Source organism: Sulfitobacter geojensis (genome assembly GCF_000622325.1).
Classification (GTDB): domain Bacteria; phylum Pseudomonadota; class Alphaproteobacteria; order Rhodobacterales; family Rhodobacteraceae; genus Sulfitobacter; species Sulfitobacter geojensis.
Genome location: NZ_JASE01000005.1, coordinates 1,242,085 through 1,264,448 on the forward strand (window position 1 = coordinate 1,242,085; position 22,364 = coordinate 1,264,448).

Consider the following 22,364-nt stretch of genomic DNA (forward strand, 5'->3'; position numbering starts at 1 on the left):
GCAAAGATCATCAGATGGTGAAGAACTGGCCTTGTCCTGCTAATAGTGCAAGGCCAAGGTTTGGGTATGCGCGTCGGGACGTCGGCAACTTTGGCCGTCGCTTAGGTCAAACAGCACATAATGGCTTCACGCTTCCGGCGCGGATTGCAGACATTGCATATCATTACGAGCCCGCCTTCTACCGATGGCTGTTCGAGAATTCGACCAAGATGCCCACCCACGTGTCCGTGTCATCGTGCCCAGAGTTGGGTTGTCTGCTGATGGTACACAATGGACCCGTTTCCGAGAGGCATGAGGACACCGACGGCGGCATGGATTTTAAGTTAGAGCACCTTACGTTTTCCAGACAGCTTAATTCACTAGAACACCGCTTTGCGAAACCTGCAGATATGCGCCGTCGGGTTTGCGTGGAAGTGGGCTTGGGGCCGCGGAGAGAAGTTTTTTTGTATGCGGGTGGCAGGGGTATCGCAGCACCTGCTGGGTCTCGCCCATTTCAACAATTTCTCCCTGATACATGACCGCGATGCGGTGGCTGACGCGTTCTACGACGGCGATATCATGCGAGACGAACAGAAAGGCAATGCCAAGCTGATCCTGGATGTCCTACATCAGCTGCGTGACCCGCGCTGTCGTCGAGACATCCGGTGCCGACACCGCCTCATCCGCGATGATCACCTCGGGCCCTTGAACAAAACCGTCAGGGCAATGTGTTCACATGGGTGAGTTCTCAGTGACATTTAACAACTGATCCTCCGATCTGCCAATCCCTCCCACATCGACAACACGACGTTGACCGAGGCAGCGTATCATATGATGCTGCAACGCATCCGAAGTCGGCTTCGAGCTTGGATCGTTCGATACTGCGGTGGGGCACAGAACTCCGGTTTGCGTAGATTGCGTGTGCCGCCAATACTCTGTTACTTGGACTGAATCTGCGCGGAGTACTACGACTGTCCGCCAGCCCGATGGACAGAACGAACTGTGGCCTTTGCCTGTTGAGGGCTTCGATTGAGGTGAAGCGCTGACCAATGCAGCACGTCGCTCAGCTTGCCGCTGTCATTTTTTGGAAATCATTGGCAGCATCAAGCTCAGATCAACCGAGAAGAACTTCAACATCGGGGCCGGGGGGGGGGGCAGGGCTGCTCTCTTTGCTCACAACCAATCTGCGTTCAAGCTGTTTCCTATCTGCGGCGGACAACCCCGCTGTGGTTACGTAAGTGGTTGCGCCGCCGTGCCGGGCTTCGATGTGATCAATGACAGACAGCATGTCTTCGGCATTTGACGTCAGGATACGGCGAATGAGGGCGGGATCTCCGCCGCGGTCGCGGGCATCGCGTTCGAGACTGCGCAGCAAGCCGGGCGCAAAATTTGCGGTTTCGGCGTAGTCGCGCGCGATGCTGTCTGGGCTGGCCCCCAGTAACGACAGGAGCAGTGCTGCAACTAGGCCGGTTCGGTCCTTTCCAGCAGTGCAGTGAAATACGACGGGACCTGCAGGTGCCCGCGCGATGGCGGTCATGACTGCGGCAAAGCCTTCGGGCACGGTGTCGAGCGCCATGATATAGCGTTGCGACAGCCTCGCGTCAGGATCCGCTGCCAGCAAAGCCGACACCGGGTCGAGACGTGCGAAAATCGGGATGCATACCCGGTCTTTGCAGGTGGCAAGTGCCCCGGGATCGGCAGCGATCTCAGCCTCGGAGCGCAGGTCGATCACGCGGGCTGGTCCGGCATGGCCTGCTATATGGGGGATGGCGGTGTCACGCAGTGCGCAGGAGCGAAAGATTGCACCCCGGCGCACCTGTTGCCCGTCCTTGAGCTGGATGCCCCCGAGGTCGCGGAAATTATGCATGCCTACAGGCGTTAGCCCGTTGTTTTGTGTCATTTGATACCTGATTTCATGAAGCTCTCGATGATCTGACGGTGCAGAACAAGATAAATGGCCAAAACCGGTAGGGAGGCTAGCGTAGCGGCGGCCATCAACGGCCCCCACTGGTTGCCTTCTTGCGACATAAACATCTGAAGGCCGATCTGGACAACCGCATCGTCCATCCGCCGGATCAACAAGAGTGGCCAGAAGTATTCGTTCCACGCCGAGATGAAGGCGAGCACACCGAGAGAGGCGAGGGGAGCGCGCAAGTTGGGGACGATGATCTGCCACAAGATGCGCCAGTGCCCAGCATCATCCATACGCGCCGCCTCGATCACCTGCCGGGGGAAAGACCGCATGGCGTTGACCAGCAGCAGAACCGCAAAAGCGGCGGCGGCGTTGGGCAGGACGAGGCCTGTTATGGTGTTGAGCAGCCCAAGCTTCGTGGACAGCACATAGTTGGGTATCATGGTGACCTGGAAAGGCACCAACCAGGACAACGCGATCAGCGCCTGCACGGCCTTGCCGCCCCGAAAGCGCCAGCGTGTCAGCGCGTAGGCGGCAGTCAGCCCCGTCAGCACTTGTGCGATCGCGGTGGCGCTGGCCATGACAAAGGTATTCCACAACATCCGAAGCATCGGGATCGCGTCGAAAACATAAACGTAGTTGTCGAATGTCACTTCCGAGGGCCAGAGCGTCGCTTCGAAGATACCTGTGGCAGGGCGCAGCGACGTGACAACCATCCAGCAGATCGGCACAACCGCCGTTAGAGACAGCAGTATCATCGTGCCATGCGTGAGAATGCCTTTCGGCGAGAACCTAATCGTCATGGAAAGTCACCTTTCTAGACAGGGCCTGAAATACGAGGGCCAGCACGCCGAAGGTGATGAAGGTCATCACACCTGCAGTCGCGCTCCATCCCGCAGAGAAGGTCTGAAATCCGTATTTCCACATCAGGAAGAAGATGTTGGAGGTAGATCCCAGCGGTCCGCCGTCCGTGATCGCGTTGATATAGACAAAGCTCCACTGCGCGCCGAAAAGCACAGTCATCATGATCAGAAGCAGGATCATCGGCGACAGAAGCGGCAGCCGGATGTCCCGCGTGATTTGCCATTCGGTTGCGCCGTCCATGCGCGCGGCCTCAAGGTAGCCGGGATCAATGGTACTGTTGGCCGCCGAGAACAACAGTGTCGAGAACCCCATCAGCTTCCAGCCCGTGATCCAGACCATCGTCCAAAGCGCGAGATCGGGATCGGCGAAAAAACTGACAGGATCGATGCCAAGGGTAGAGAGCCCCAGATTGACCAGACCGTAGTCGCGGTTTAGCAACCAGCGCCAGAGCACGGCGGCAACGATGGGCGGCACGATCATCGGCACGAAGATGAGCGAGCGGTAGAGGTTGCGCATCGGCCCGCGTAGGTTCTGCGTCAGTATTGCCACGAAAAGCGGGATCACCACCGACAGTGGCAACAGCCCAACTACGTACCAGACGGTGTTCATTGCCGCCTGTTGCAGTTCGGGCAACTCAAGCAGGTTGCGGTAGTTCTGAAGGCCCACCGGCCGCGGGGTGGCCGTGGGCAGCATGTTCCACTCGGTGAAGGAAAGCTCAATGGACCTTAAGAGGGGCCAGTAAATCCAGACAAAGAGAATGCAAAGCGTCGGCGCTAGATAAAGCCAGGGCGCGATGGGAAGCCGCAAGTTCGCAAAGTGGCGGGCCCTGCGCTGCAATCCCAGCGGAGAGAGTGTGGCCTGAAGGGGCGCGTCGGTCATGTGGTACACCTTTGACTGGGGGAGCGCAGCCCCTTGTAAAGGGGCCGCGCGCGTGCGTTTAGGTGGGCGATCAGTCGTCTGAGGGCATTAGCTTTTGCGCTTCGTCCTGCGCGGCGCTCAGTACCTCGTACGGATCGTCATCGCCCAACACGGCAGCAGTCGCCGCGTCTTTCATCATGTTTTCGACCTGGCGGTAATTCGGGCCGGCGAAGGCGACATTCGCGGTCAGACGCTCAAGCTGTTCGAGGTTCGGGCGGATGAGGGGGTTCGCCTCTACCCAATCCTTGAGGTACTTGGGGTCATTCACAATATCGAGGCGGAGCGGCAGATACCCGATCTTAGAGGTGATCTGCGTATAGGCATATTTGGAGGTAAGGAACTTCATCAGTTCCCACGCGGCGCGTTGCTGCACCGGGTCCTTAGATAGAACATAAAGTGCAGAGCCTGAATTGGTCGGGGCTGTCGGTTTGTCGCCGAAGGACGGCATCGCTACGACGTCCATTTCGAAGTTGCCTTCGGCTGCATTGGAAAAGCTATTCTGCACCGCGGAAGTGAAAAGGAACATGCCCAGCTTGCCAGCGGAGAAGGTATCCATGTGGGCGGCCACGTCGATGTCGGCGTAGGCCCCGCTGTCGCGCAGGTCGCGTAGCATGGCGACGGCATCTGCCGCTCCGTCGTCGGCGAAGGTCAGCTTGTTGCCTTCGCGCACACGACCGCCGTTGGACATCACGATGGACTGATAGACGAAAGTGCCGTCAATCGGGCCAAAGGCGCCTGGGAAGAAGCCGTGGTAGTTGGTATTCTTCTGGATCGCTATGCCGGCGGCTTTCACCTCTTCCCACGTGCGGGGCGGGGTTTGGGGGTCAAGTCCGGCTTCGCGAAAGATGTCCTTGTTGATGAACATCACCGGCGTGGAGAATGTGTAGGCCAGTCCATAGGTCTTGCCGTCGACGCGGCCCAGTTCCAGACCGTTCTCTACCATTCCTTCGGAGTGCTGGGCTAATTCGTCCTTTGCAAGGTCTTCCAGCGCTTCGGCCCCCAGATCGTGCGCGGCGTAGATCAGGTCACGGAACACGAGCTGGGCCACATCTGGCTGCTGACCCGCAACGATATCGGCCTGTACGCGCGAGAGGATCTCGTTGGACGGCGCGCCGATGGGCTCAACCGTGATCAGTGGGTTATCTTCCATGAACTTGTTCAGCATTTCCATGGTCGCGTCGTTGCGCTGACCTGCCGTGGCAAGGTTGTAGGAATAAAAGGTGACCGTCACCGGCTCTGTGATCTCCTCCGCCATCTGGGCGGAGGAGGGCAGGCCGAGGCCGGCAAAAACCAGCGCCGCGGCACCAGTGGACATCAACGTTCTGCGTAGCATCTTCAGATCCTTTCGGGGGAGGGTTGTCGTGTTTTCGAATGGGTATGAAAGCCGATCAATCGGCGTGCTCCGGCGCGGCATGCGCCGCTGCTTCGACTTGTTCTACGTGCGCGCGCAACATTGAGAGCGGATAGGAATTCAGCTCGGCGCGGTCCGAGGGCAGCGGTACCAGCGCCATGGTCAGCCCGGATGGGCGCAGGCGGCCGATGCCAAAGCCCGCGCCTTGGACCATGCGCAGCCGGTCGGTGACCAAAATGTCGGTGGCCGCATGCTGGCCCAGACCGACGATAACCGGGATGCCGTGCCAGACGCTGAACCGGTCGTGGTGGATATGACCACAGAGAATGCCCTTGATGTCGTCGCGGCCCTTGAGGATTTCAGCCAGGCGTAGGCTGTCCTCGAAACGGATGCCGCGCCAGAAATCAGGATCCTGCGTCTCGCCCAGCATGGGGGGATGATGAATGACCAGCAGCTTTGGCAAATCCGCGTGATCCGCGAGGCGGGTTTTCAGCCAGTCGAATTGCGCGGGCTCAATCGCGCCGCCGATGGCACCGGGGACGGTGCTGTCAAGGGTGATCACATGAATGCCGGCCAATACCTGATCATGGTCGTAGGGCATATCGCTGCCAGGTGCTTCGCCCAGCATCCCTTCGCGGAAACCCGCCCGGGTGTCGTGGTTGCCAATGGCATAGACCACGGGCATCCCGATCCCGTCGAGCGCACGGGTGAGCTTGCGATAGCTCTGCGGATCCCCGGCGTTGGTCAGGTCGCCAGACGCGATGGCAAAATCGGGACGCGGCTCGATCTTGGCGATGTTGGAGAGGATCTGGTCCATCGTCGCCTCGGTGTCCGAATGCAAATGCGGATCGTCGGGTTCGCCAAAATGCAGGTCTGTCAGGTGAACGAATGTTGGGTCAGCCATGGGCCATTTCCATTTTTTTGGTTGTGGAACGGGCGGCGACACGCCGCCCCGATTTGATGTCGAAAAGGTGTGCGTCTTCGGGTGCCGCGCTCAGACCGAAGGGGCCACGGGGCAACGGGCGATCGGCGGGCAGGACTAGAATGACCTCCTGCGGTGCGCCAGCACTGCGCGCGTGCAGGTGCAATTCAGTGCCCATGTCCTCGCAAAGGTCCGGGGTGAAACGCCGTTCCCTGCCATCAGGATGCAAGGCACCGGGGCGCAGTCCCATCGTCAGCGCCGTGCCCAGAGGGCGATTAACGACAAGACCCGGCGCCGGTTCCCAGCCCGATGCCGTCAACACACGGCCCTCAGGGCCCACGGCCACCTCAAACAGGTTCATGGCCGGGCTGCCCAGAAACCCCGCGACAAAGGCGCTTTGGGGGCGGTGGAACAACTCTTGCGGCGTGCCGATCTGCTCGATCTGTCCGGCATTCATCAGCACCATACGATCTGCCATGCTCATGGCCTCGACCTGGTCATGGGTGACAAAAACGGACGTTGTGCCAAGCTGACGGTGCAGACGACGAATTTCCGCACGCATGGCCGTGCGGAGCTTGGCGTCGAGATTCGATAGCGGCTCGTCGAACAGGAATACCTTGGGTTCGCGCGTCATCGCGCGGCCCATGGCAACCCTCTGGCGCTGCCCGCCAGAAAGCTGGCTGGGCTTGCGGTCCAGTAGGTGATCAAGTTCCAGCATACGGGCAACTTCGGACACGCGCGCTGTGCGCTGAGCGCGCGCCATACCGGCGACCTTCAGCCCGTAGCCCATGTTCGCCGCCACGCTCATATGCGGGTAAAGCGCGTAGTTCTGGAAAACCATCGCACAGCCGCGCTTGCCGGGCTGCAAATGCTCTACTGGCGCGCCATCAATGCGGATGCTGCCCGCGTCCGGTTCCTCCAAGCCCGCGATAAGGCGCAGTAGCGTGGACTTGCCGCAGCCCGAGGCACCCAGTACCACTAGAAACTCCTGGGAACGGATCGACAGGTCCAGATCCGTCAGGATCGGATTGCCTCCGAAGGCCTTTGCCAGGCCGGTGATCTGGATGTCTGCCATGGGCGCGCTTCCTCTTGTGGTTCGAAACGCGGTCTAGTTCGATTCGGTCACTGCCCTATGACGGACCTCAAACGTTGTTCGAAACGCGCGGATTCTGCTGCGGGGTCGGCGCGTGTTCCGCGACAGGCCGCTGGAACATGGCCGAGATGATCTCGCAAAGACTGTCGATCAACGCCTCCGGGTCGCCCGTCATGCTTTCACCCGTAAGGACCTCTGCCCGGTGCGACTGCCGCGTGAACTGGGACCGGACGCCAAGTGCTGCGGTCAGCCGCCAGCGGATTTCACTTTCGGTGAACCATGGTGCCGATTGCGAGAGATAATGAACGAAGGTGGTGTGGTGATCGACGTCATTGACTATCTCTTTCAGGATTTCGGTGTGGTCAGACATGCTCGTCACATGGCGTAGGTAGCGAAAAATGGCATAGGGGCTCTCGGGATTGACGCTCCATCGAACCGACGTGCCTATGAGTGCCCGGATAATCCGCTTGATCGGAACCGGGCGCGGCTGCGCGGCAGAGACTGCAGCCTGCAGTTCGGTTAGCCGCGCGAGGTTCAACCGGCGATACACCTTCGAGGCAGTCGCCACCGTAAGACCTTCAAGTGACGTAAAATGATAGGAGATGGCCGAGACGTTGGTGCCCGCTTCCGTTACGATGCGCCTGACCGATATGTCCTCAAGCCGGGACGCGCGGCGGATCACCGACTCCGCGGCCTCTATCAGATGTTCGCGAGTTTGCTGTGTTCCCATAACGGGCGCGCTAGCAGGCCAATATGACAGGGATATGAATGTCGAGCTGTCATGCCCTGCAGTTTGAGGTTGCTAATACAAAACGCAGCGAATGCCCGCATTGCCGTAGTGAAGAAAATACACTGCAAATACAAAGAATGCTCGGAATCTGCCGATCGTGTCGACCGACACGAAAGGCCCAAAGCGGACATCGGCGGAGGTTCTCGACTGTCTGACGTCAGCGCCTATGGGTCCAAATAGGGCTATTTGCTAAGAGAGGGTTTGTTGCTCATCGTAACCACTGAGGCGTGGAAAATGAGACAAACAACTGGAACACGCAAAAGCCTTGGCGAGAAGATCGTCAAAGATATCAAACGGGCTACCCGCAAGCATTATTCATCTGAAGAAAAGATCCGGATCGTGCTGGACGGGCTGCGCGGTGAGGACAGCATTGCAGAGCTGTGCCGCCGTGAAGGAATCTCGCAGGGCATCTATTACAAATGTTCCAAGGACTTCATGGAAGCTGGGAAGCGACGTTTAGCTGGGGATACGGCACGTGCTGCGAACACAGACGAGGTCAAAGACCTGCGCCGTGAAGCCCGTGATCTGAAGGAAGTCGTTGCAGAGCAAACACTCGAGCTCCGTTTGCTAAAAAAAAGCATGCTGGGCAATGGGGGCGACCACGAATGAGGTATGCAGCATCCGAAGAGCTGGAGATCATCCGTTTGGTCGAAGAAGGCCATCGGTCAGCGCGCCAGACTTTGGCCAAGCTCGGCATCCCGCGCACTACGTTTTACCGTTGGTATGATCGTTATCTGCAGCGTGGGGAGGCTGGGTTGCAGGATCACAGGATCAATCGCCCAAACCAAAGCATGTTTGGAACCGCATTCCCGATGAGATTCGGCGCAAGGTGGTTAAACTCGCGTTGACGGAAACGGAGTTGTCGTCACGGGAATTGGCGGTGACATTCACGGACAAGGAAAGCTACTTTGTATCGGAGGCTTCGACATATCGGATCTTGAAGGCGCACGATCTGATCACCAGTCCTGCCTTCATTGTCATTAAGGCCGCCAGCGAGTTCAAAGACAAAACGACAGCCATCCACCAGCTGTGGCAGACCGACTTTACGTACCTCAAGGTTCTGGGCTGGGGATGGTTCTATCTCAGCACCATCTTGGACGATTACAGCCGTTACATCGTCTCCACTGCCCGGCAGGGTATTGCGCAGCAATGTCCCGATAGGGATGGAAGCTCTGTACAAACATGAAGGCTGAGGATGTGACCGACACTCTAGAGCTGGCTTTTCAGGCGTCTGGCTGCGACCAGGTCCAAGTGGTTCACAAGTCGCGATTGTTGAGCGAAAACGGATCAAGCTACGTCTCAGGCGATTTGGCCAAGTGGCTGCAAGGCAAAGGCATGAAGCATTCTCGCGGTGCGTAATACCACCCCCGGACACAGGGCAAGATCGAACGATGGCACCAAACCTTGAAGAACCGCATCCTGCTGGAAAACTACTTCTTACTCGGTGATCTCGAGGCTCAAATCGAAGCCTTCGTCGATCACTATAATCACCAACGTTTCCATGAGAGCCTGAACAACGTCACGCCATCAGACGTCTACTTCGGACGCGACAAAGCCATTCCACAACAAAGGGAAAGGATCAAACGAAAGACGCTCGAAGCACGCCGCTTGCATCAAAGACAACCCGCCGCATAATCCAACCAACCAGATGAGCCAAACTCTCTCTTAGTTTAGGCCGCCTTTGGACCCAAAAACTCTGCCGACGCACAGCAACTTTTTCGGTGCTCAACATTTGCGCGTTCTCCAAATTAACTCCAGCCAGCAGTTTCACTCATCCCAAACGACTAAAATCACGGGTAGCGATAGGGCGCGACCTCTCCCCATTTTCTTTCATGGGCCTGCATCCGTTTCAAGTAACCCTCACACCTCGCTGTCTGCCGATAAATGATGTAGTCTCTGACATGATCAGCGCTGGGATCGGGTTGCTCATCAAGTGTCTGACGTCAGCACCCGTGGGACAGATTTGAGGATTTGAATAACGGAGGATTTCTGGTTCATCTTATCGATTAGGAGATCAAGATGACGAAGAAGCCCCAGACATCGAAAGACGCCGCCGACAAGGTGGTTAAGAACATCCGCCGCAAGACGCGGCAAACCTATTCAGCTGAAGTGAAAATCCGCATCGTCTTGGCGGGCCTGCGTGGCGAGGAAAGCATCTCGGTGCTGTGTCGCCGGGAAGGTATCGCTGAGAGCCTATATTACAGCTGGTCGAAGGAATTTCTGGAAGCTGGCAAGCGCCGGTTATCTGGTGATACGGCACGACAGGCTACGTCGCCCGAAGTGAAGGAGCTGCGCTCGGAGTCGCTAGCATTAAAGGAATGCGTTGCCGATCTCACCCTTGAGAACCGTCTGCTCAAAAAAAGCATGACAGGGGCTGGGGAGTTCGAGGAATGAGATACCCTGCGTCCGAGAAACTGGAGATCATCCGCACCGTTGAGGGATCACACTTGCCGGTGAAACAAACCCTCGACATGCTGGGCATCCCGCGCACGACGATTCTATCGATGGTATGATCTCTATATTGACGGCGGCCTGGATGGACTGGCAGACCGATCCCCACGTCCAGGATCGGTCTGGAACCGCATCCCTGATGCCCGTCGTGATGACCTGATCGAGTTCGCGCTGGAACATGAAGCGCTGACCACGCGGGAACTGGCCGTCAAATACACTGATGAGAAACGGTATTTTGTTTCTGAATCATCAGCTTATCCACTGCCCGACAGGGTTATGCGCAGCATGACCCCGAGAGGGGCATTCTCAAAGCAGCGGACCTGATAACAGCACCTGACTATGTGGTCATTAAAGCGGCCGAGGAGTTCAAAGACAAAACCACGACCATCAACGAGATGTGGCAAACAGACTTCACCTACTTCAAGATCATTGGCTGGGGTTGGTATTATCTGAGCACGATCCTCGATGATTACAGCCGCTACATCATTGCGTGGAAGCTTTGCACCAACATGCGTGCCGAGGACATGACAGACACGATCGAACTGGCGCTGACGGCGTCTGGTTGCGACCAGGCGGTTGTGCGTCACAAGCCACGCCTGCTCAGCGACAACGGTTCATGCTACATCTCCGGCGATCTGGCCAAGTGGTTGGAGGATCAAAAAATGACGCATGTTCGGGGCGCACCATTCCATCCGCAGACCCAAGGCAAGATCGAACGCTGGCACCAGACCATGAAGAACCGGGTTCTGCTCGAAAACTACTACTTGCCCGGCGATCTTGAGCGCCAGATCGGTGCCTTCGTCGAATATTATAACAACCAACGTTACCACGAGAGCCTGAACAACGTCACACCAGCCGACGTCTACTTCGGCCGCGACAAGGCCATTCTCAGAGAAAGGGAAAAGATTAAGAAACAGACAATCCGCCAACGCCGCTTGCAACATCTAAAACAAGCCGCATAATCAATCACACATACGAGCCAGAGCCTCTAGTGTTCAAACCGCTCTGATGTCCCATTTTATATGACGACGGACAGACCAAAGCTCATCGGTGATCTCAATGTCGCGGAAAGCGTCCTTGACTTGATGGAAACTGGCCCGCTTCACATCGGTGGCCGAGATCGGAGCTCCAGTGTTCTTTACTCGGAAGAACTTGCCATCACGACGCAGATATCGCTTCGCCACGAAGCGGGAGAGAGTTTCCTTGTGCTGTTCATGTTCTAGTTTCTTCTGGTCCTCTTCGGTTGCTGGATCTTGGCCCTCTTGGATTGTTTCTGGTTGATCGACTAGCGGCTCCACGGGGTTTGCGCCTCCTCAGCTTTTAGCCCTCTCTTTATTCTTGTTCTCCGGGAAATCGGAGTCGGTATTAGTACATTCATTTTACGTCCAATTTTAAGTTTTTCCCGCGAAATAGGTCAATCACGGGTGATTTGGGGGGGGGGATGAAGAACGCAAGATTCTCCTCAACATGAGGCTAGCAGTTCTTAGTTCTTCAGGGGTTTACGAGCGTTGAACAGCAGTGCTCGAAACAGGCAGGTGTATAGCCTTGTTTCTCTTTTACATTGCAATCTTAGTTCAACTGAGTGTCATTTTTTCTTTTCGACAGTGTTTCTCGTATCGCGCTTTCAACACATATCTTCTGCCACGTCAACCTTGCCACCAACCGCCACCAAGTCGTCAGGCATCTTTGCCATAATCGCCGCTGCGTGAATCCTGGCCACCTGACCATCGGCGACCGGCGGGATAACCTGAACGATGATCGCGATAGACGGGCCAACGGGGTTGACTGGAGGGCCTTGAACTAACCTGTGGCTATGTCCACGACCTCTCCCGGACCTTGGGAGGGGTCACCCGAGGCACCCGCATAGGTTGCAGTCTGGCCTGGGGCATTCCCGTCACCGGGGGTGCTTCGGGTTCTTACTTCAATGATCAGAAAGACTTGGCTGGGGTGGTAGGAGACCTTGCCGTCCCCTGATCCTTATCACCTTTTCCCGCCGCCCAACCAATCTGGGGCATTAACCGGGGCAGTTAGGAGGGGTGCGGGTGCGACGGTTCACGATGCCCACACCCTTGCCCCTCCGCTGCGGTGCGCCCTTCAGTGATCACTGTTGAATGTCACTGAGAACTGACCCGGTAGCCCCATAAATTGTCACTGAGAATTGACCCATGTGAACACATGGCCCTGACGTTTTTGTTCAGGGAGATTTGGAGTGATCGACATGGGATTTTTGAGTGTCATTCGACGCTGGGCATTGCGTGATAAAATGCCGATACGAGAGATTGCGCGGCGCACGGGTTTGTCTCGCAACACTATCCGGAAGTACCTGCGTGAAGGCGCGGCCGAACCGACGTTCAAGACACGGTCGAGGCCAAGCAAGCTGGATCCTTACGCGGATCGGTTGTCGGCATGGCTTTTGGCGCAGACCCGTAAATCTAGGAAAGAGCGGCGCAACGTTAAGCTGATGTATGAAGATCTGGTTAAGCTCGGGTACGATGGATCCTATGAGCGCGTTGCCGCTTTTGCGCGTGCATGGCGGGCTGATCGGCATCGCGCAGAACAAACGACCGGGCGCGGGACATTTGTGCCTTTGATGTTCCAACCGGGTGAGGCGTTCCAGTTCGACTGGAGCGAAGACTGGGCCACGATCGGCGGCGAACGCGTCAAGTTGCAAGTGGCACACACCAAGCTCTCACACAGCCGCGCCTTTATTGTTCGGGCCTATCCTTTACAGACACATGAGATGCTGTTCGATGCCCACTGGCATGCATTCCGCGTGTTCGGCGGCGTTCCGGGACGAGGCATCTATGACAATATGAAGACGGCCGTAGATCGTGTCGGTCGCGGGAAACAGCGCGACATCAATGCGCGCTTCAAAGCGATGGCCAGCCATTACGTCTTTGAACCTGAGTTCTGCAATCCGGCGGCGGGCTGGGAGAAGGGCCAAGTTGAGAAGAACGTCCGCGATGCCCGGAACCGGCTGTGGCAGGTCATGCCTGTCTTCAAGGATCTGGAGGAACTGAACCAGTGGCTTGAAGACCGTTGTATAGCCCTTTGGTCCGAGACGGCGCATCGCGCGTTACCGGGCACCGTCGCTGATGCTTGGGCCGCAGAGAAGCCAACGTTGATGACTCTGCCGCCAGCCTTCGATGGCTTTGTTGAGCACAGCAAGCGCGTGTCTCCGACCTGTTTGATCACCTTCGAGCGCAACCGCTACAGCGTCCCAGCCAGTTTTGCGAACCGGCGCGTGAGCCTGCATGTTTATCCAGAACAGCTTGTCCTTGTTGCAGAGGGTCAGACTGTTTGCACCCATGACCGGATTATAGATCGTTCTCATCGTAAGCCAGGCAAGGTCATCTACGACTGGCGCCATTATCTGGCGGTCATCCAACGCAAACCGGGAGCACTCCGCAATGGTGCGCCGTTTACAGAGATGCCGGACATCTTCTGCCGATTGCAAAACCACATGCTGCGTAAGGAAGGTGGAGATCGCGAGATGGTCGATATCCTGTCCCTAGTTTTGCACCACGATGAGAGCGCAGTTTTGCGAGCAGTTGAACTGGCACTGGAAGCCGGGGTGCCAACCAAGACGCATATCTTGAACCTGCTGCACAGGCTGATTGACCCAAAGCAGACAGATCACCCAGAGATCGATCCACCAGATGCCCTCGCTTTAGAAACGGCCCCAAAAGCAAATGTGGATCGCTACGACGACCTCAGACAGGCAGGAGGAAAGCGCAATGCGTCATGATCCTGCAGGAGCCTCCATCGTCATCATGCTGCGCAGTCTCAAGCTGCACGGCATGGCGCACGCGGTCGATGACTTGGTTGCACAAGGTGCGCCCGCGTTTGAAGCCGCCACACCTATGTTGTCCCAACTGCTCAAGGCGGAAATGGCCGAACGGGAAGTGCGATCAATTGCCTATCATACCAAAGTTGCGCGCTTCCCATCCTACAAGGACCTCGCAGGCTTTGACTTCGCATCGAGCGACATCAACGAAGCCACGGTTCGACAGCTCCATCGCGGCGAGTTCATAGAGAACGCGGAAAACGTCGTTCTGATTGGTGGGCCTGGCACTGGCAAAAGCCATGTCGCCACCGCAATCGGCGTCCAAGCAATTGAGCACCACAGACGCAAGGTGCGCTTCTACTCGACCGTCGAACTCGTCAACGCGTTGGAGCAAGAAAAGGCCCTCGGGAAGGCCGGGAAAATGGCTGAGATGCTCACCAAAATCGACTTAGTCATCCTTGACGAGCTCGGTTACCTGCCGTTCAGCCCGTCAGGCGGTGCGTTGCTGTTCCACCTTCTTAGCAAGCTCTATGAGCGCACCAGCGTCGTCATCACGACCAATCTCAGCTTTAGTGAATGGGCGCAGGTCTTCGGCGACGCAAAGATGACAACAGCGCTCCTCGATCGCCTCACGCACCGCTGCCACATCCTCGAAACAGGCAACGATAGCTACCGCTTCAAAGCCAGTTCAGAGGCAGCAAAGAAAACCACAAAGGAGACGCCAACATTGACCAAAACCTAACTGCTGATAAACAATAAAGGCGGGTCAAATCTCGGTGACAATACCGGGTCAGTTCTCAATGACATTCAACACCTATGAAAGAAAACGGGGAGAGGTCGTGCCCTATCGCTACCCGTGATTTTAGTCGTTTGGGATGAGTGAAACTGCTGGCTGGAGTTGATTTGGAAAACGCGCAAATGTTGAGCACCGAAAGAGTTGCTTACTGGTACTTTCGCCTCAATGGATTTTTCCAGATGGAGAATTTCATCGTACATCCTGAACGACGGAGAGGCGGACAAAGAACCGATGCTGATTTAATTGGTGTTCGGTTCCCCTTCAGAGCAGATCGGTACGTCGACACGCCAGAACATCCCATACAGGATGATCAAGATACCTTAAGCCTGGAGGAAGGTTGGACCGAGATCGTCATCGTGGAAGTCAAACGGATCGAACGCTGCACGCTCAATGGTCCTTGGACAAATCCAGAAAACCAGAATGTTCAACGTGTGCTGGCTGCTATCGGTTGCTTCGAAACGGATCGTCTTGATGAGGTTGCAACCGAGATTTATTCCACCGGGCTCTTCGAAGATGAGGAACGAAAGCAACGCCTTCGGTTGATTGCCGTGGGTCGGGAGAAGAATGGCAAACTGCTTGGTGACTTTCCCGCTGTTTTGCAAATCACATGGGAAGAGATACTGAAATTTATTGGTTGCCGACTTTATAAGTATCGCTCGCCTAAATCAGATAACAAACAATGGGATGATCAAATCAAACTAATGCAGGAAATCGTGCAATATTGCGTGAAGGGGCAAGAATTTGATGACCTTAAGTTTGTTCATATTTGCTCAGAGCAGCTTGGTATCAGAAAAGCCTAATCTCCCAAACCGTGTCAGCCAGCCCCGCGACCTCGGGATGATCGGACCAGCGGTGGACGTCGATGGGGCGGGAGTGCCAAGGGTCTTCTATCGGGGCCATTAGCTTCCCTTCTTTTACCGGGGGCTAGGGGTGGGTTATCAGCTAGGAAGGGGAGGTGTTTACGGCTCTCTTCTTCCCTCTCTCTTCTTCATTACTTATACCTATTCCTCTCCCCCTATAACCCCCTTCACCATTAGCCCCGGTTAGCAGCGGTCAAGGGAGGACAATGGGTCTGAGGAGTGCCCTATGCCCGTGGCATAGCTTGCACTGGAGGGCAGTCTCGAAACCTGGGGCATAAAACTGGGGCATTCCCGTCACCGGGGGTGCCTCGGGTTCTTACTTCAATGATCTGAAAGACTTGGCTGGGGTGGTAGGATTCGAACCTACGATCTCCTGTACCAAAAACAGTTGCCCTACCACTAGGCCACACCCCAATCCGTGCCGCTAGATAGTCCGAGAGAAAACGACGCGCAAGACCCCAATTTGCAAAAATCTCTATTCTTCTGACGCCGTCTCGCTCAACAGGTCGTGACGGGACGTCTCTGCACGTTCCTGATCGACGATTTTCTCCAGCTCTTGATCCTGTGTCGCGCTGACTTCTTGCACTGGCGCAGGTACGGGCGTTTGAACGGACCCCTTTGAAACTGGCGCTTTATCAGCAGGTTGCAAGCTGGTGGGCAGGTTTTCGATCCGGTAGCTTGGCACAGGGGCCGCGATCCCGTCCGCGTCGTAAGCCGCTTGCGTCAGCCGGATAGCCTCTGAGCGGGCTAGTGTGATGTTTGTCTCGTTCTGGTTGATCCAAGCGGCCATCGACAGGGTGACCCAAGAATCGCCCACCGTTTCAACCCAAGCGGCGGCTTCGGGCACCGGAAGAACAAAAGGCAAATCGTTCAGGACCTGCAAGGCCCGCGTGCGGGCGTGATCCAGTTCGGCATCCGAGGCCACACTGAGTGAAAAGGTAAACCGGCGTTCGGCATTGCGCGAATAGTTAACGATCCGGCTTTTGAATACGGTGGAGTTGGGGATTCGGATGTGGTTACCGTCAAAGCTTAGAAGAATGGTGGCGCGAGATGTCAGGCGGATCACTTTACCGGTGTCGCCTTCGATTTCTACGGTGTCGTTGGGGCGAAAAGGTTGGCGGATGGACAACATGATCGAAGCAATGAAGTTTTCGACCGTGTCACGGACCGCGAAACCAATCGCAAGGCCGACGATACCGGCCGCGCCAAGGATACCGGAGAGCAAGGCGGTGGCATTGACGATGTCCAGCGCAATGACCAAGGCACCAATGACAAACAGCAGGCGGATGATCTGGCGGTAAATATCGGCGATAAAAGCGTTGGGCGACAGGCGCTCCCAGGGTTGTTGGCGGCGTGCCAGCCAAAAGCCGAAGATCACCACCAGAACAAAGACCGACAGGGCGACGAGCGCGAGCGGCAGGAAGGCGATCAACTGGACCGCGCGAATGCGAAAACGTTCCATCGCGGGGTTAAGCCGCTCGACCACATCGGTGCTTTCCTGAACGGCATTTTCAATGGCCACCACCCCTTCGACGCGGCTGGTCAACTCGTTCAGGCGAGTTGCCTTGCCCGGGTCCAGCGTGGTGCCGCGCAGGGTCACAATGCCGGAGGAGACCGTGACGCTGATGTCCTCATAGCCATCGAGTTCGCCAAGGATGTCACGGATCCGGTTGGCGATGGCCGCATCGGCGCTGGCATCATCGGTCAGGGTGATGGTGCCGGTGGGCTGCTCTGCGGTCTGGGCGAGGGCCGAAAACGGCAGGAGTAGGCAAATGAGTAGGGCGAGAAAACGCATAAGAAAAATCCGTCGGTTTGAATGCCGCCAGATTAGGGTTGCGCAAGAGGTTTTGCAATTGTCGGTGGTGAGGGGCGCGGGCCCCTCATTCCCTTTGATTTGGTGCCTGTAGGGGCGGGCTCGGTTCAGGCGTCACATTTGATCAGGATCGCGCCGGTACGGCCGCCTGCTTCGACGGCCTGATGGGTGGCGATCGTTTCTTCCAGCGGATAAATGCGTTCAACCGGACAACTCAACGCGCCTGCGGAGAGGGCGGCGTGCAACTTGTCGATCATCTCGTGCCGCTCCGGCTGGGGCAGCAGATAGATCAGCAGGATGTCGATCGTAACCGCCTTGAACAGCAAGGGCAGGAAGGGCAGGGTGGGTTCCATGCTTTTGGCAGACCCGTAAGCGGCAAGGCGGCCGTTGGGGGCAATCACCTCTGCGTCGAGCGCGATGTTCAGGCCGAATTCCACCTCGATCACCGTGGGGATCAGCGCGCCGTCATTGGCGGCAAGGATTTGTGCGGCGAGGTCAGGAGCGCTGTAGTCAAGGATGACATCAGCGCCGGCGGACTCCACACGGGCATTGTCGCGTGGGCTACAGGTGGTGATTACCCGCGCTCCGCCCCATTTGGCCAGTTGTACGGCCAGCAGGCCAACAGTGCCGGCCCCACCCTGAATGAGAATGGTCTGCCCCTTGATGTCACTGCCGCCAAAAACCGCCAGCGCGGCGGTCAGCCCCGGGATGCCAAGGATTGCGCCGGTTTCAAGGCTGACGTCGTCTGGCAGCGGCACGGCCATGGCGGTTGGCAGGGTGATATGACTGGCCGCGGTCCCATAGGGGCGTTGCCATTGACCGTTCCAGATCCAGACGCGCTCGCCGATGCGGGCAGGGTCGACGCCTGCGCCAACGGCTTCGATCACGCCGGCACCGTCGCTGTGCGGAATGATCTCGGGAAAGGCGGGGTCGGTGATGCCGGGCCGGCCATTGCGCGATTTCACATCGGATGGGTTTACGCCGGAAAACGCCAACGCGACGCGGACTTCACCGGGTTGAGGGGGCACATCATCCAAGGTGCTTTGCTGTAATACATCTTTGGCGGGGCCAAGTTTGGTATAGGTGATCGCGCGCATGAGGCTGTCCTTTTGAGGTGGGAAAGGTTTGAAAGATCGGGTTTTGGGCACCCTGTCGCAAAGATGCGGCGCTTGCAATTGCCACGTGGCGGCACAGCCCGATGAACGTGATTGCCCAAGGGCAATTCAGGATTCGGGTCGTAGAATCATCATATTATAATTTATTAACAGTAGGTTAAGCGTTGTGGGCGCGTCTAGTCGCGTAGTTCACGTGCCCCGACACCCCAGACCCGCGATTTCGGGGCCCAACCTTTGTAGCCGCCGGATCGCAGCTCGCACCACTCCAGGTCGCAGTCACCCAGTCGCGCCACAACACCCAGTTCCAGCGCCGCGGCAACCGGCGCGCCCGGATCGGGACGCGCGTGCAGTTGCAGCATATCCTGTTCGATCAGTACGGTGCGCGTGCCGGACAGCAGTGAATAGTGCACCCAGCCGCCCATGCCGTCGCGATCCTCAACGCGGCGCCAATGGCCGTGTTCGGCGGTGATCAGCAGCGGCATGTCACGGCGTTTGAAAACCCAGTCGATGCGATGCGACAGCGAGGGTCCGCGCCGCACATTGCCTTCGGCGGCTTTCATCGAAACAAAGCGCGGCAAGGGCAGGTTCGTCACGGGCCCCACCTCGCCTGCGGATGCAGGAGCGGGGACAAGCGGAAACGTCAGCAACAGCGCCAGAACGGCGCGCGTCAGCATAGATCGGAACATGGGTGCTGCCTGCACTTTGATTTGTTTGCTCTTTTGCCGCGCGGGGTTCTTGTGCCTCGCGCTTGCATGGGACACCATGGCGTTCAGAGCAGTGAACGCCAAGGCCCAGGAGAGAGACATGTCAAAGAAACGTTTGAGTGTTGTAGTCACGCGACGGTTGCCGGATGCGGTCGAGACCCGTCTGTCAGAGTTGTTTGACGTGACATTGCGCGAGGAAGATGTGGCAATGACCCGCGCCGAGCTGACGCAGGCGATGAAAACTGCGGATGTTCTGGTGCCCACCGTCACCGATGAAATTGATGCCACGTTGATCGCGCAAGCGGGCGATCAGTTGAAACTGATTGCGAATTACGGGGCGGGTGTCGATCATATCGACGTCGCAACCGCCCGACAGCGTGGTATTCTGGTCAGCAACACGCCCGGTGTTCTGACCGAAGATACGGCGGACATGACCATGGCGCTGATTCTGGGCGTGACGCGGCGCATGTCCGAAGGCATGGCGATGATGCAAAAGGGCGAATGGTCCGGCTGGGCCCCGACGGCCTTGTTGGGCGGACGGGTCAGCGGGCGGCGATTGGGCATTCTGGGCATGGGCCGGATCGGTCAGGCGGTTGCCAAACGCGCGGCGGCTTTTGGCATGCAGGTGCATTACCACAACCGGCGCAAGCTGCACGAAAGCATCGAGGACAGTCTTGAGGCGACCTATTGGGAGAGCCTTGACCAGATGGTGGCGCGCATGGACGTGATCAGCGTGAACTGCCCCCATACTCCGAGTACGTTCCATTTGATGAACGCACGGCGGCTGAAGTTGATGAAGCCCGATGCGGTGATTGTGAACACATCGCGCGGGGAAGTGATTGACGAGAACGCGCTGACGCGGATGCTGCGCGCGGGCGAGATCAAAGGGGCGGGGCTGGATGTTTATGAACACGGCACCGCAGTTAATCCGCGCTTGCGGGAGTTGGATAACGTGGTGTTGTTGCCGCATATGGGGTCGGCGACATTGGAAGGACGTCTGGAGATGGGCGAGAAGGTGATCATCAACATCAAGACGTTTGACGATGGTCACCGGCCACCGGATCAGGTGGTTCCATCAATGTTGTGAGTGTAGCAGCTGTTGAAAGGTGCGGGCAGGCCCGCACGTGATTTTATGAATTTTCCTCAAGGGGAAAATTTGATGAGGGCGCTGCCCTCAAACTCCCGCAGCATTTAAGGCCAAAAAGAGAAACAAGGAGACCCGCTATGTTGAGAGTTTTGAGTATCTTGTCGGTTGTTGCTGCCGGAGCTGCCGGCGCGCAGCAAGCGGCGGACGCTGTGGAACCTGAAAGCGCGGGTGCGGGTGTTTTCGAGGGGATGCCGGCGGAAATTGCGACGGCTCTGGCTGCGAAACAGGCGGGAGTTCCGGTTGTGGCGTCCGACTGGATGATTGCCGCGGCAAACCCGCATGCGGTGAAAGCCAGCGCGGATGTTCTGGCGGCGGGCGGCACGGCGGCGGATGCCTTGGTCGCAGTACAGGTTGTCCTGGGGCTGGTCGAACCGCAATCTTCCGGTTTGGGGGGCGGGGCGTTTCTGGTTTGGTATGATGCTGCCACGGGCGAGGTCACGACGCTGGACGGGCGGGAAACCGCGCCTTTGGCGGTCACACCGCGGCTGTTTCAGGATGAAGCAGGCGAGCCGTTGAAGTTTTTTGATGCGGTCGTTGGGGGACGTTCTGTGGGCACACCCGGTACGCCGGCGCTTCTGGCCGAGGTGCATCGGCGTTGGGGGACGCAGGATTGGGCGTCGCTGCTGATGCCGGCGGTTGATATGGCCGAGAACGGATTTAGCGTATCGCCGCGTCTGGCCCAGCTGGTTGCAGGAGATGCGGAGCGGCTGGCCAGCGCCGCAGTGACATCGGCCTATTTCATGCCGGAAGGTGTGGGGATCGTCGCGGGAGAAACACTTAAGAATCCCGCCTATGCCGAGACTTTGCGCCGCTTTGCGAAGCAAGGTGCAGGGGCGTTTTATGGCGGGCAGATCGGGCGCGATATTGTGGCGACAGTGCAGGGGGCCGAAGGCAATCCCGGTGTTCTGGCGGAGGTGGATCTGGCGATTTATCAGGTCAAGGAACGGCCTGCCGTCTGTGCGCCTTATCGCGACCACGAGGTCTGTGGCATGGGGCCGCCATCATCCGGCGCTGTGGCTGTGGGCCAGATTTTGGGGGCGGTGGAGGGGTATGACCTGAGCGCGGGGCCGCAAGATTTGACTGTGCGGCGGCTGATGGGGGATGCGGCGCGGTTGGCGTTTGCGGATCGCGGGCGGTATCTGGCGGATAGCGATTATGTGCCGGTGCCGGTGGCAGGGTTGCTGGATCCTGCCTATATGGCCGAGCGCGCAGCGGTGCTGGACAGCGATATGGCTTTGCAAGAGGTCAGCGCAGGGGAACCTGCGTGGGATCACGCGCTGAACCGGGCGGATGACGAGAGCATCGAGTTTCCCTCGACCTCGCATATTTCGATTGTGGATGCGGTGGGAAATGTGGCGTCGATGACGACCACAATCGAGAACGGTTTTGGATCGCGTTTGATGGTTGGCGGGTTCCTGTTGAATAACGAGCTTACCGATTTTTCGTTTCGCTCGCATAAGGACGGCGTACCGATTGCCAACCGCATTGAACCGGGCAAACGTCCAAGGTCGTCGATGGCACCGACGATTGTGATGAAAGATGGCAAGCCTGTGATGGCGGTCGGATCGCCCGGTGGGTCGCGGATTATCGGATATGTGGCGCAGGCGATTGTAGCAGTGATTGATTGGGGCATGGATGTGCAGCAAGCGGTCAGCGTGCCGCATGCGGTGAACCGGTTTGGTACATATGATCTTGAGGAAGAAACGGCGTCTGTGGAATTGAGCGACGGTTTAACAGCCATGGGATACAAGGTGGGCGCACGCGGGTTGACGAGCGGCCTGCATGTGATTGCGATTGGTGATACCTTGCAAGGCGGTGCTGATCCGCGCCGCGAAGGCATCGCATACGGTCAGTAGGGAGAA

Annotated in this window: 18 protein-coding genes, 1 tRNA gene and 2 pseudogenes; 8 read left to right on the forward strand and 13 right to left on the reverse strand. The window is 57.5% G+C overall.

Annotated elements, in window-relative coordinates:
- Positions 1–351: 351 nt before the first annotated feature.
- The 8 genes from Z947_RS22500 to Z947_RS0108055 form a co-directional block, all read right to left on the reverse strand.
- Complete coding sequence (locus Z947_RS22500) at positions 352–516, reverse strand: ABC transporter ATP-binding protein (RefSeq protein WP_338057819.1); 165 nt, start codon at positions 514–516, stop codon at positions 352–354.
- Positions 517–1,093: 577 nt separating this feature from the next.
- Positions 1,094–1,879, reverse strand: a complete 786-nt coding sequence (locus tag Z947_RS0108025) for a tyrosine-protein phosphatase (protein ID WP_025043792.1) — start codon at positions 1,877–1,879, stop codon at positions 1,094–1,096.
- Positions 1,876–2,694, reverse strand: coding sequence for a carbohydrate ABC transporter permease (locus Z947_RS0108030; RefSeq protein ID WP_025043793.1), 819 nt, complete (start codon positions 2,692–2,694; stop codon positions 1,876–1,878). The genes Z947_RS0108025 and Z947_RS0108030 overlap by 4 nt, the downstream gene beginning before the upstream one ends.
- A complete protein-coding gene (locus Z947_RS0108035; protein WP_025043794.1) occupies positions 2,684–3,634 on the reverse strand; it encodes a carbohydrate ABC transporter permease in 951 nt (316 codons plus the stop codon). Before Z947_RS0108035 ends, Z947_RS0108030 begins: the two co-directional genes overlap by 11 nt.
- A 70-nt stretch (positions 3,635–3,704) precedes the next feature.
- Positions 3,705–5,006 carry an ABC transporter substrate-binding protein gene (locus tag Z947_RS0108040; protein WP_025043795.1) on the reverse strand — a complete coding sequence of 434 codons (1,302 nt, stop codon included), beginning with the start codon at positions 5,004–5,006 and terminating at the stop codon, positions 3,705–3,707.
- A gap of 55 nt (positions 5,007–5,061) precedes the next feature.
- Positions 5,062–5,928 carry a metallophosphoesterase gene (locus tag Z947_RS0108045; protein ID WP_025043796.1) on the reverse strand — a complete coding sequence of 289 codons (867 nt, stop codon included), beginning with the start codon at positions 5,926–5,928 and terminating at the stop codon, positions 5,062–5,064.
- Positions 5,921–7,021, reverse strand: a complete 1,101-nt coding sequence (locus Z947_RS0108050) for an ABC transporter ATP-binding protein (protein ID WP_025043797.1) — start codon at positions 7,019–7,021, stop codon at positions 5,921–5,923. Before Z947_RS0108050 ends, Z947_RS0108045 begins: the two co-directional genes overlap by 8 nt.
- A 67-nt stretch (positions 7,022–7,088) precedes the next feature.
- Complete coding sequence (locus tag Z947_RS0108055; RefSeq protein WP_025043798.1) at positions 7,089–7,769, reverse strand: TetR/AcrR family transcriptional regulator; 681 nt, start codon at positions 7,767–7,769, stop codon at positions 7,089–7,091.
- Between the two features lie 294 nt (positions 7,770–8,063).
- On the opposite strand from Z947_RS0108055, the pseudogene Z947_RS21820 reads away from it, so the two are divergent.
- Together Z947_RS21820 and Z947_RS20915 are read left to right on the forward strand one after the other, a co-directional pair.
- Positions 8,064–9,464, forward strand: a pseudogene (locus tag Z947_RS21820) (IS3 family transposase).
- A 384-nt stretch (positions 9,465–9,848) separates the two neighbouring features.
- A pseudogene (locus Z947_RS20915) lies at positions 9,849–11,242 on the forward strand (IS3 family transposase).
- Positions 11,243–11,275: 33 nt separating this feature from the next.
- Here Z947_RS20915 and Z947_RS0108095 read toward each other — a convergent pair.
- Entirely contained in the window at positions 11,276–11,578 is a 303-nt protein-coding gene (locus tag Z947_RS0108095) for a hypothetical protein (protein ID WP_025043804.1), read from the reverse strand.
- Between the two features lie 284 nt (positions 11,579–11,862).
- On the opposite strand from Z947_RS0108095, the gene Z947_RS22535 reads away from it, so the two are divergent.
- The 4 genes from Z947_RS22535 to Z947_RS0108110 all read left to right on the forward strand — a co-directional run bounded on the left by Z947_RS22535 (position 11,863) and on the right by Z947_RS0108110 (position 15,663).
- Positions 11,863–12,084: an HNH endonuclease family protein gene (locus tag Z947_RS22535; RefSeq protein WP_037938802.1), complete on the forward strand. Its 222-nt coding sequence runs from the start codon at positions 11,863–11,865 to the stop codon at positions 12,082–12,084.
- Positions 12,085–12,498: 414 nt separating this feature from the next.
- On the forward strand, positions 12,499–14,028 hold the full coding sequence (istA, locus tag Z947_RS0108100) for an IS21 family transposase (protein WP_025043752.1): 1,530 nt from the start codon (positions 12,499–12,501) through the stop codon (positions 14,026–14,028).
- Positions 14,018–14,809: an IS21-like element helper ATPase IstB gene (istB, locus tag Z947_RS0108105; protein ID WP_025043753.1), complete on the forward strand. Its 792-nt coding sequence runs from the start codon at positions 14,018–14,020 to the stop codon at positions 14,807–14,809. Before istA ends, istB begins: the two co-directional genes overlap by 11 nt.
- A 137-nt stretch (positions 14,810–14,946) precedes the next feature.
- Positions 14,947–15,663: a hypothetical protein gene (locus Z947_RS0108110; RefSeq protein ID WP_156026636.1), complete on the forward strand. Its 717-nt coding sequence runs from the start codon at positions 14,947–14,949 to the stop codon at positions 15,661–15,663.
- A gap of 399 nt (positions 15,664–16,062) precedes the next feature.
- Here Z947_RS0108110 and Z947_RS0108120 read toward each other — a convergent pair.
- From Z947_RS0108120 to Z947_RS0108135, 4 genes are all read right to left on the reverse strand, one after another.
- A tRNA-Gln gene (locus tag Z947_RS0108120) sits at positions 16,063–16,137 on the reverse strand.
- Between the two features lie 61 nt (positions 16,138–16,198).
- Entirely contained in the window at positions 16,199–17,518 is a 1,320-nt protein-coding gene (locus Z947_RS0108125) for a mechanosensitive ion channel family protein (RefSeq protein WP_025043806.1), read from the reverse strand.
- 125 nt (positions 17,519–17,643) lie between these two features.
- Positions 17,644–18,633, reverse strand: coding sequence for an NADPH:quinone reductase (locus Z947_RS0108130; protein ID WP_025043807.1), 990 nt, complete (start codon positions 18,631–18,633; stop codon positions 17,644–17,646).
- Positions 18,634–18,827: 194 nt separating this feature from the next.
- Positions 18,828–19,337 (reverse strand): SH3 domain-containing protein, encoded by a 510-nt coding sequence (locus tag Z947_RS0108135; protein ID WP_240477525.1) that lies wholly within the window; start codon positions 19,335–19,337, stop codon positions 18,828–18,830.
- Between the two features lie 118 nt (positions 19,338–19,455).
- On the opposite strand from Z947_RS0108135, the gene Z947_RS0108140 reads away from it, so the two are divergent.
- Positions 19,456–20,442, forward strand: a complete 987-nt coding sequence (locus Z947_RS0108140; protein WP_025043809.1) for a 2-hydroxyacid dehydrogenase — start codon at positions 19,456–19,458, stop codon at positions 20,440–20,442.
- A 137-nt stretch (positions 20,443–20,579) separates the two neighbouring features.
- Positions 20,580–22,358: a gamma-glutamyltransferase gene (gene ggt, locus Z947_RS0108145; RefSeq protein ID WP_025043810.1), complete on the forward strand. Its 1,779-nt coding sequence runs from the start codon at positions 20,580–20,582 to the stop codon at positions 22,356–22,358.
- Positions 22,359–22,364: the final 6 nt, after the last annotated feature.

Bases quoted from the DNA above. Each gene is read 5' to 3' on its own strand.
- Z947_RS0108140 (WP_025043809.1), top strand. From the start codon at position 19,456: ATGTCAAAGAAACGTTTGAGTGTTGTAGTCACGCGACGGTTGCCGGAT.
- Z947_RS0108130 (WP_025043807.1), bottom strand. From the start codon at position 18,633: ATGCGCGCGATCACCTATACCAAACTTGGCCCCGCCAAAGATGTATTA.
- Z947_RS0108035 (WP_025043794.1), bottom strand. From the start codon at position 3,634: ATGACCGACGCGCCCCTTCAGGCCACACTCTCTCCGCTGGGATTGCAG.
- Z947_RS0108125 (WP_025043806.1), bottom strand. From the start codon at position 17,518: ATGCGTTTTCTCGCCCTACTCATTTGCCTACTCCTGCCGTTTTCGGCC.
- istB (WP_025043753.1), top strand. From the start codon at position 14,018: ATGCGTCATGATCCTGCAGGAGCCTCCATCGTCATCATGCTGCGCAGT.
- Z947_RS0108040 (WP_025043795.1), bottom strand. From the start codon at position 5,006: ATGCTACGCAGAACGTTGATGTCCACTGGTGCCGCGGCGCTGGTTTTT.
- Z947_RS0108045 (WP_025043796.1), bottom strand. From the start codon at position 5,928: ATGGCTGACCCAACATTCGTTCACCTGACAGACCTGCATTTTGGCGAA.
- Z947_RS0108055 (WP_025043798.1), bottom strand. From the start codon at position 7,769: ATGGGAACACAGCAAACTCGCGAACATCTGATAGAGGCCGCGGAGTCG.
- Z947_RS22500 (WP_338057819.1), bottom strand. From the start codon at position 516: ATGTATCAGGGAGAAATTGTTGAAATGGGCGAGACCCAGCAGGTGCTG.
- Z947_RS0108135 (WP_240477525.1), bottom strand. From the start codon at position 19,337: ATGTTCCGATCTATGCTGACGCGCGCCGTTCTGGCGCTGTTGCTGACG.
- Z947_RS0108025 (WP_025043792.1), bottom strand. From the start codon at position 1,879: ATGACACAAAACAACGGGCTAACGCCTGTAGGCATGCATAATTTCCGC.
- ggt (WP_025043810.1), top strand. From the start codon at position 20,580: ATGTTGAGAGTTTTGAGTATCTTGTCGGTTGTTGCTGCCGGAGCTGCC.
- istA (WP_025043752.1), top strand. From the start codon at position 12,499: ATGGGATTTTTGAGTGTCATTCGACGCTGGGCATTGCGTGATAAAATG.
- Z947_RS0108050 (WP_025043797.1), bottom strand. From the start codon at position 7,021: ATGGCAGACATCCAGATCACCGGCCTGGCAAAGGCCTTCGGAGGCAAT.
- Z947_RS0108030 (WP_025043793.1), bottom strand. From the start codon at position 2,694: ATGACGATTAGGTTCTCGCCGAAAGGCATTCTCACGCATGGCACGATG.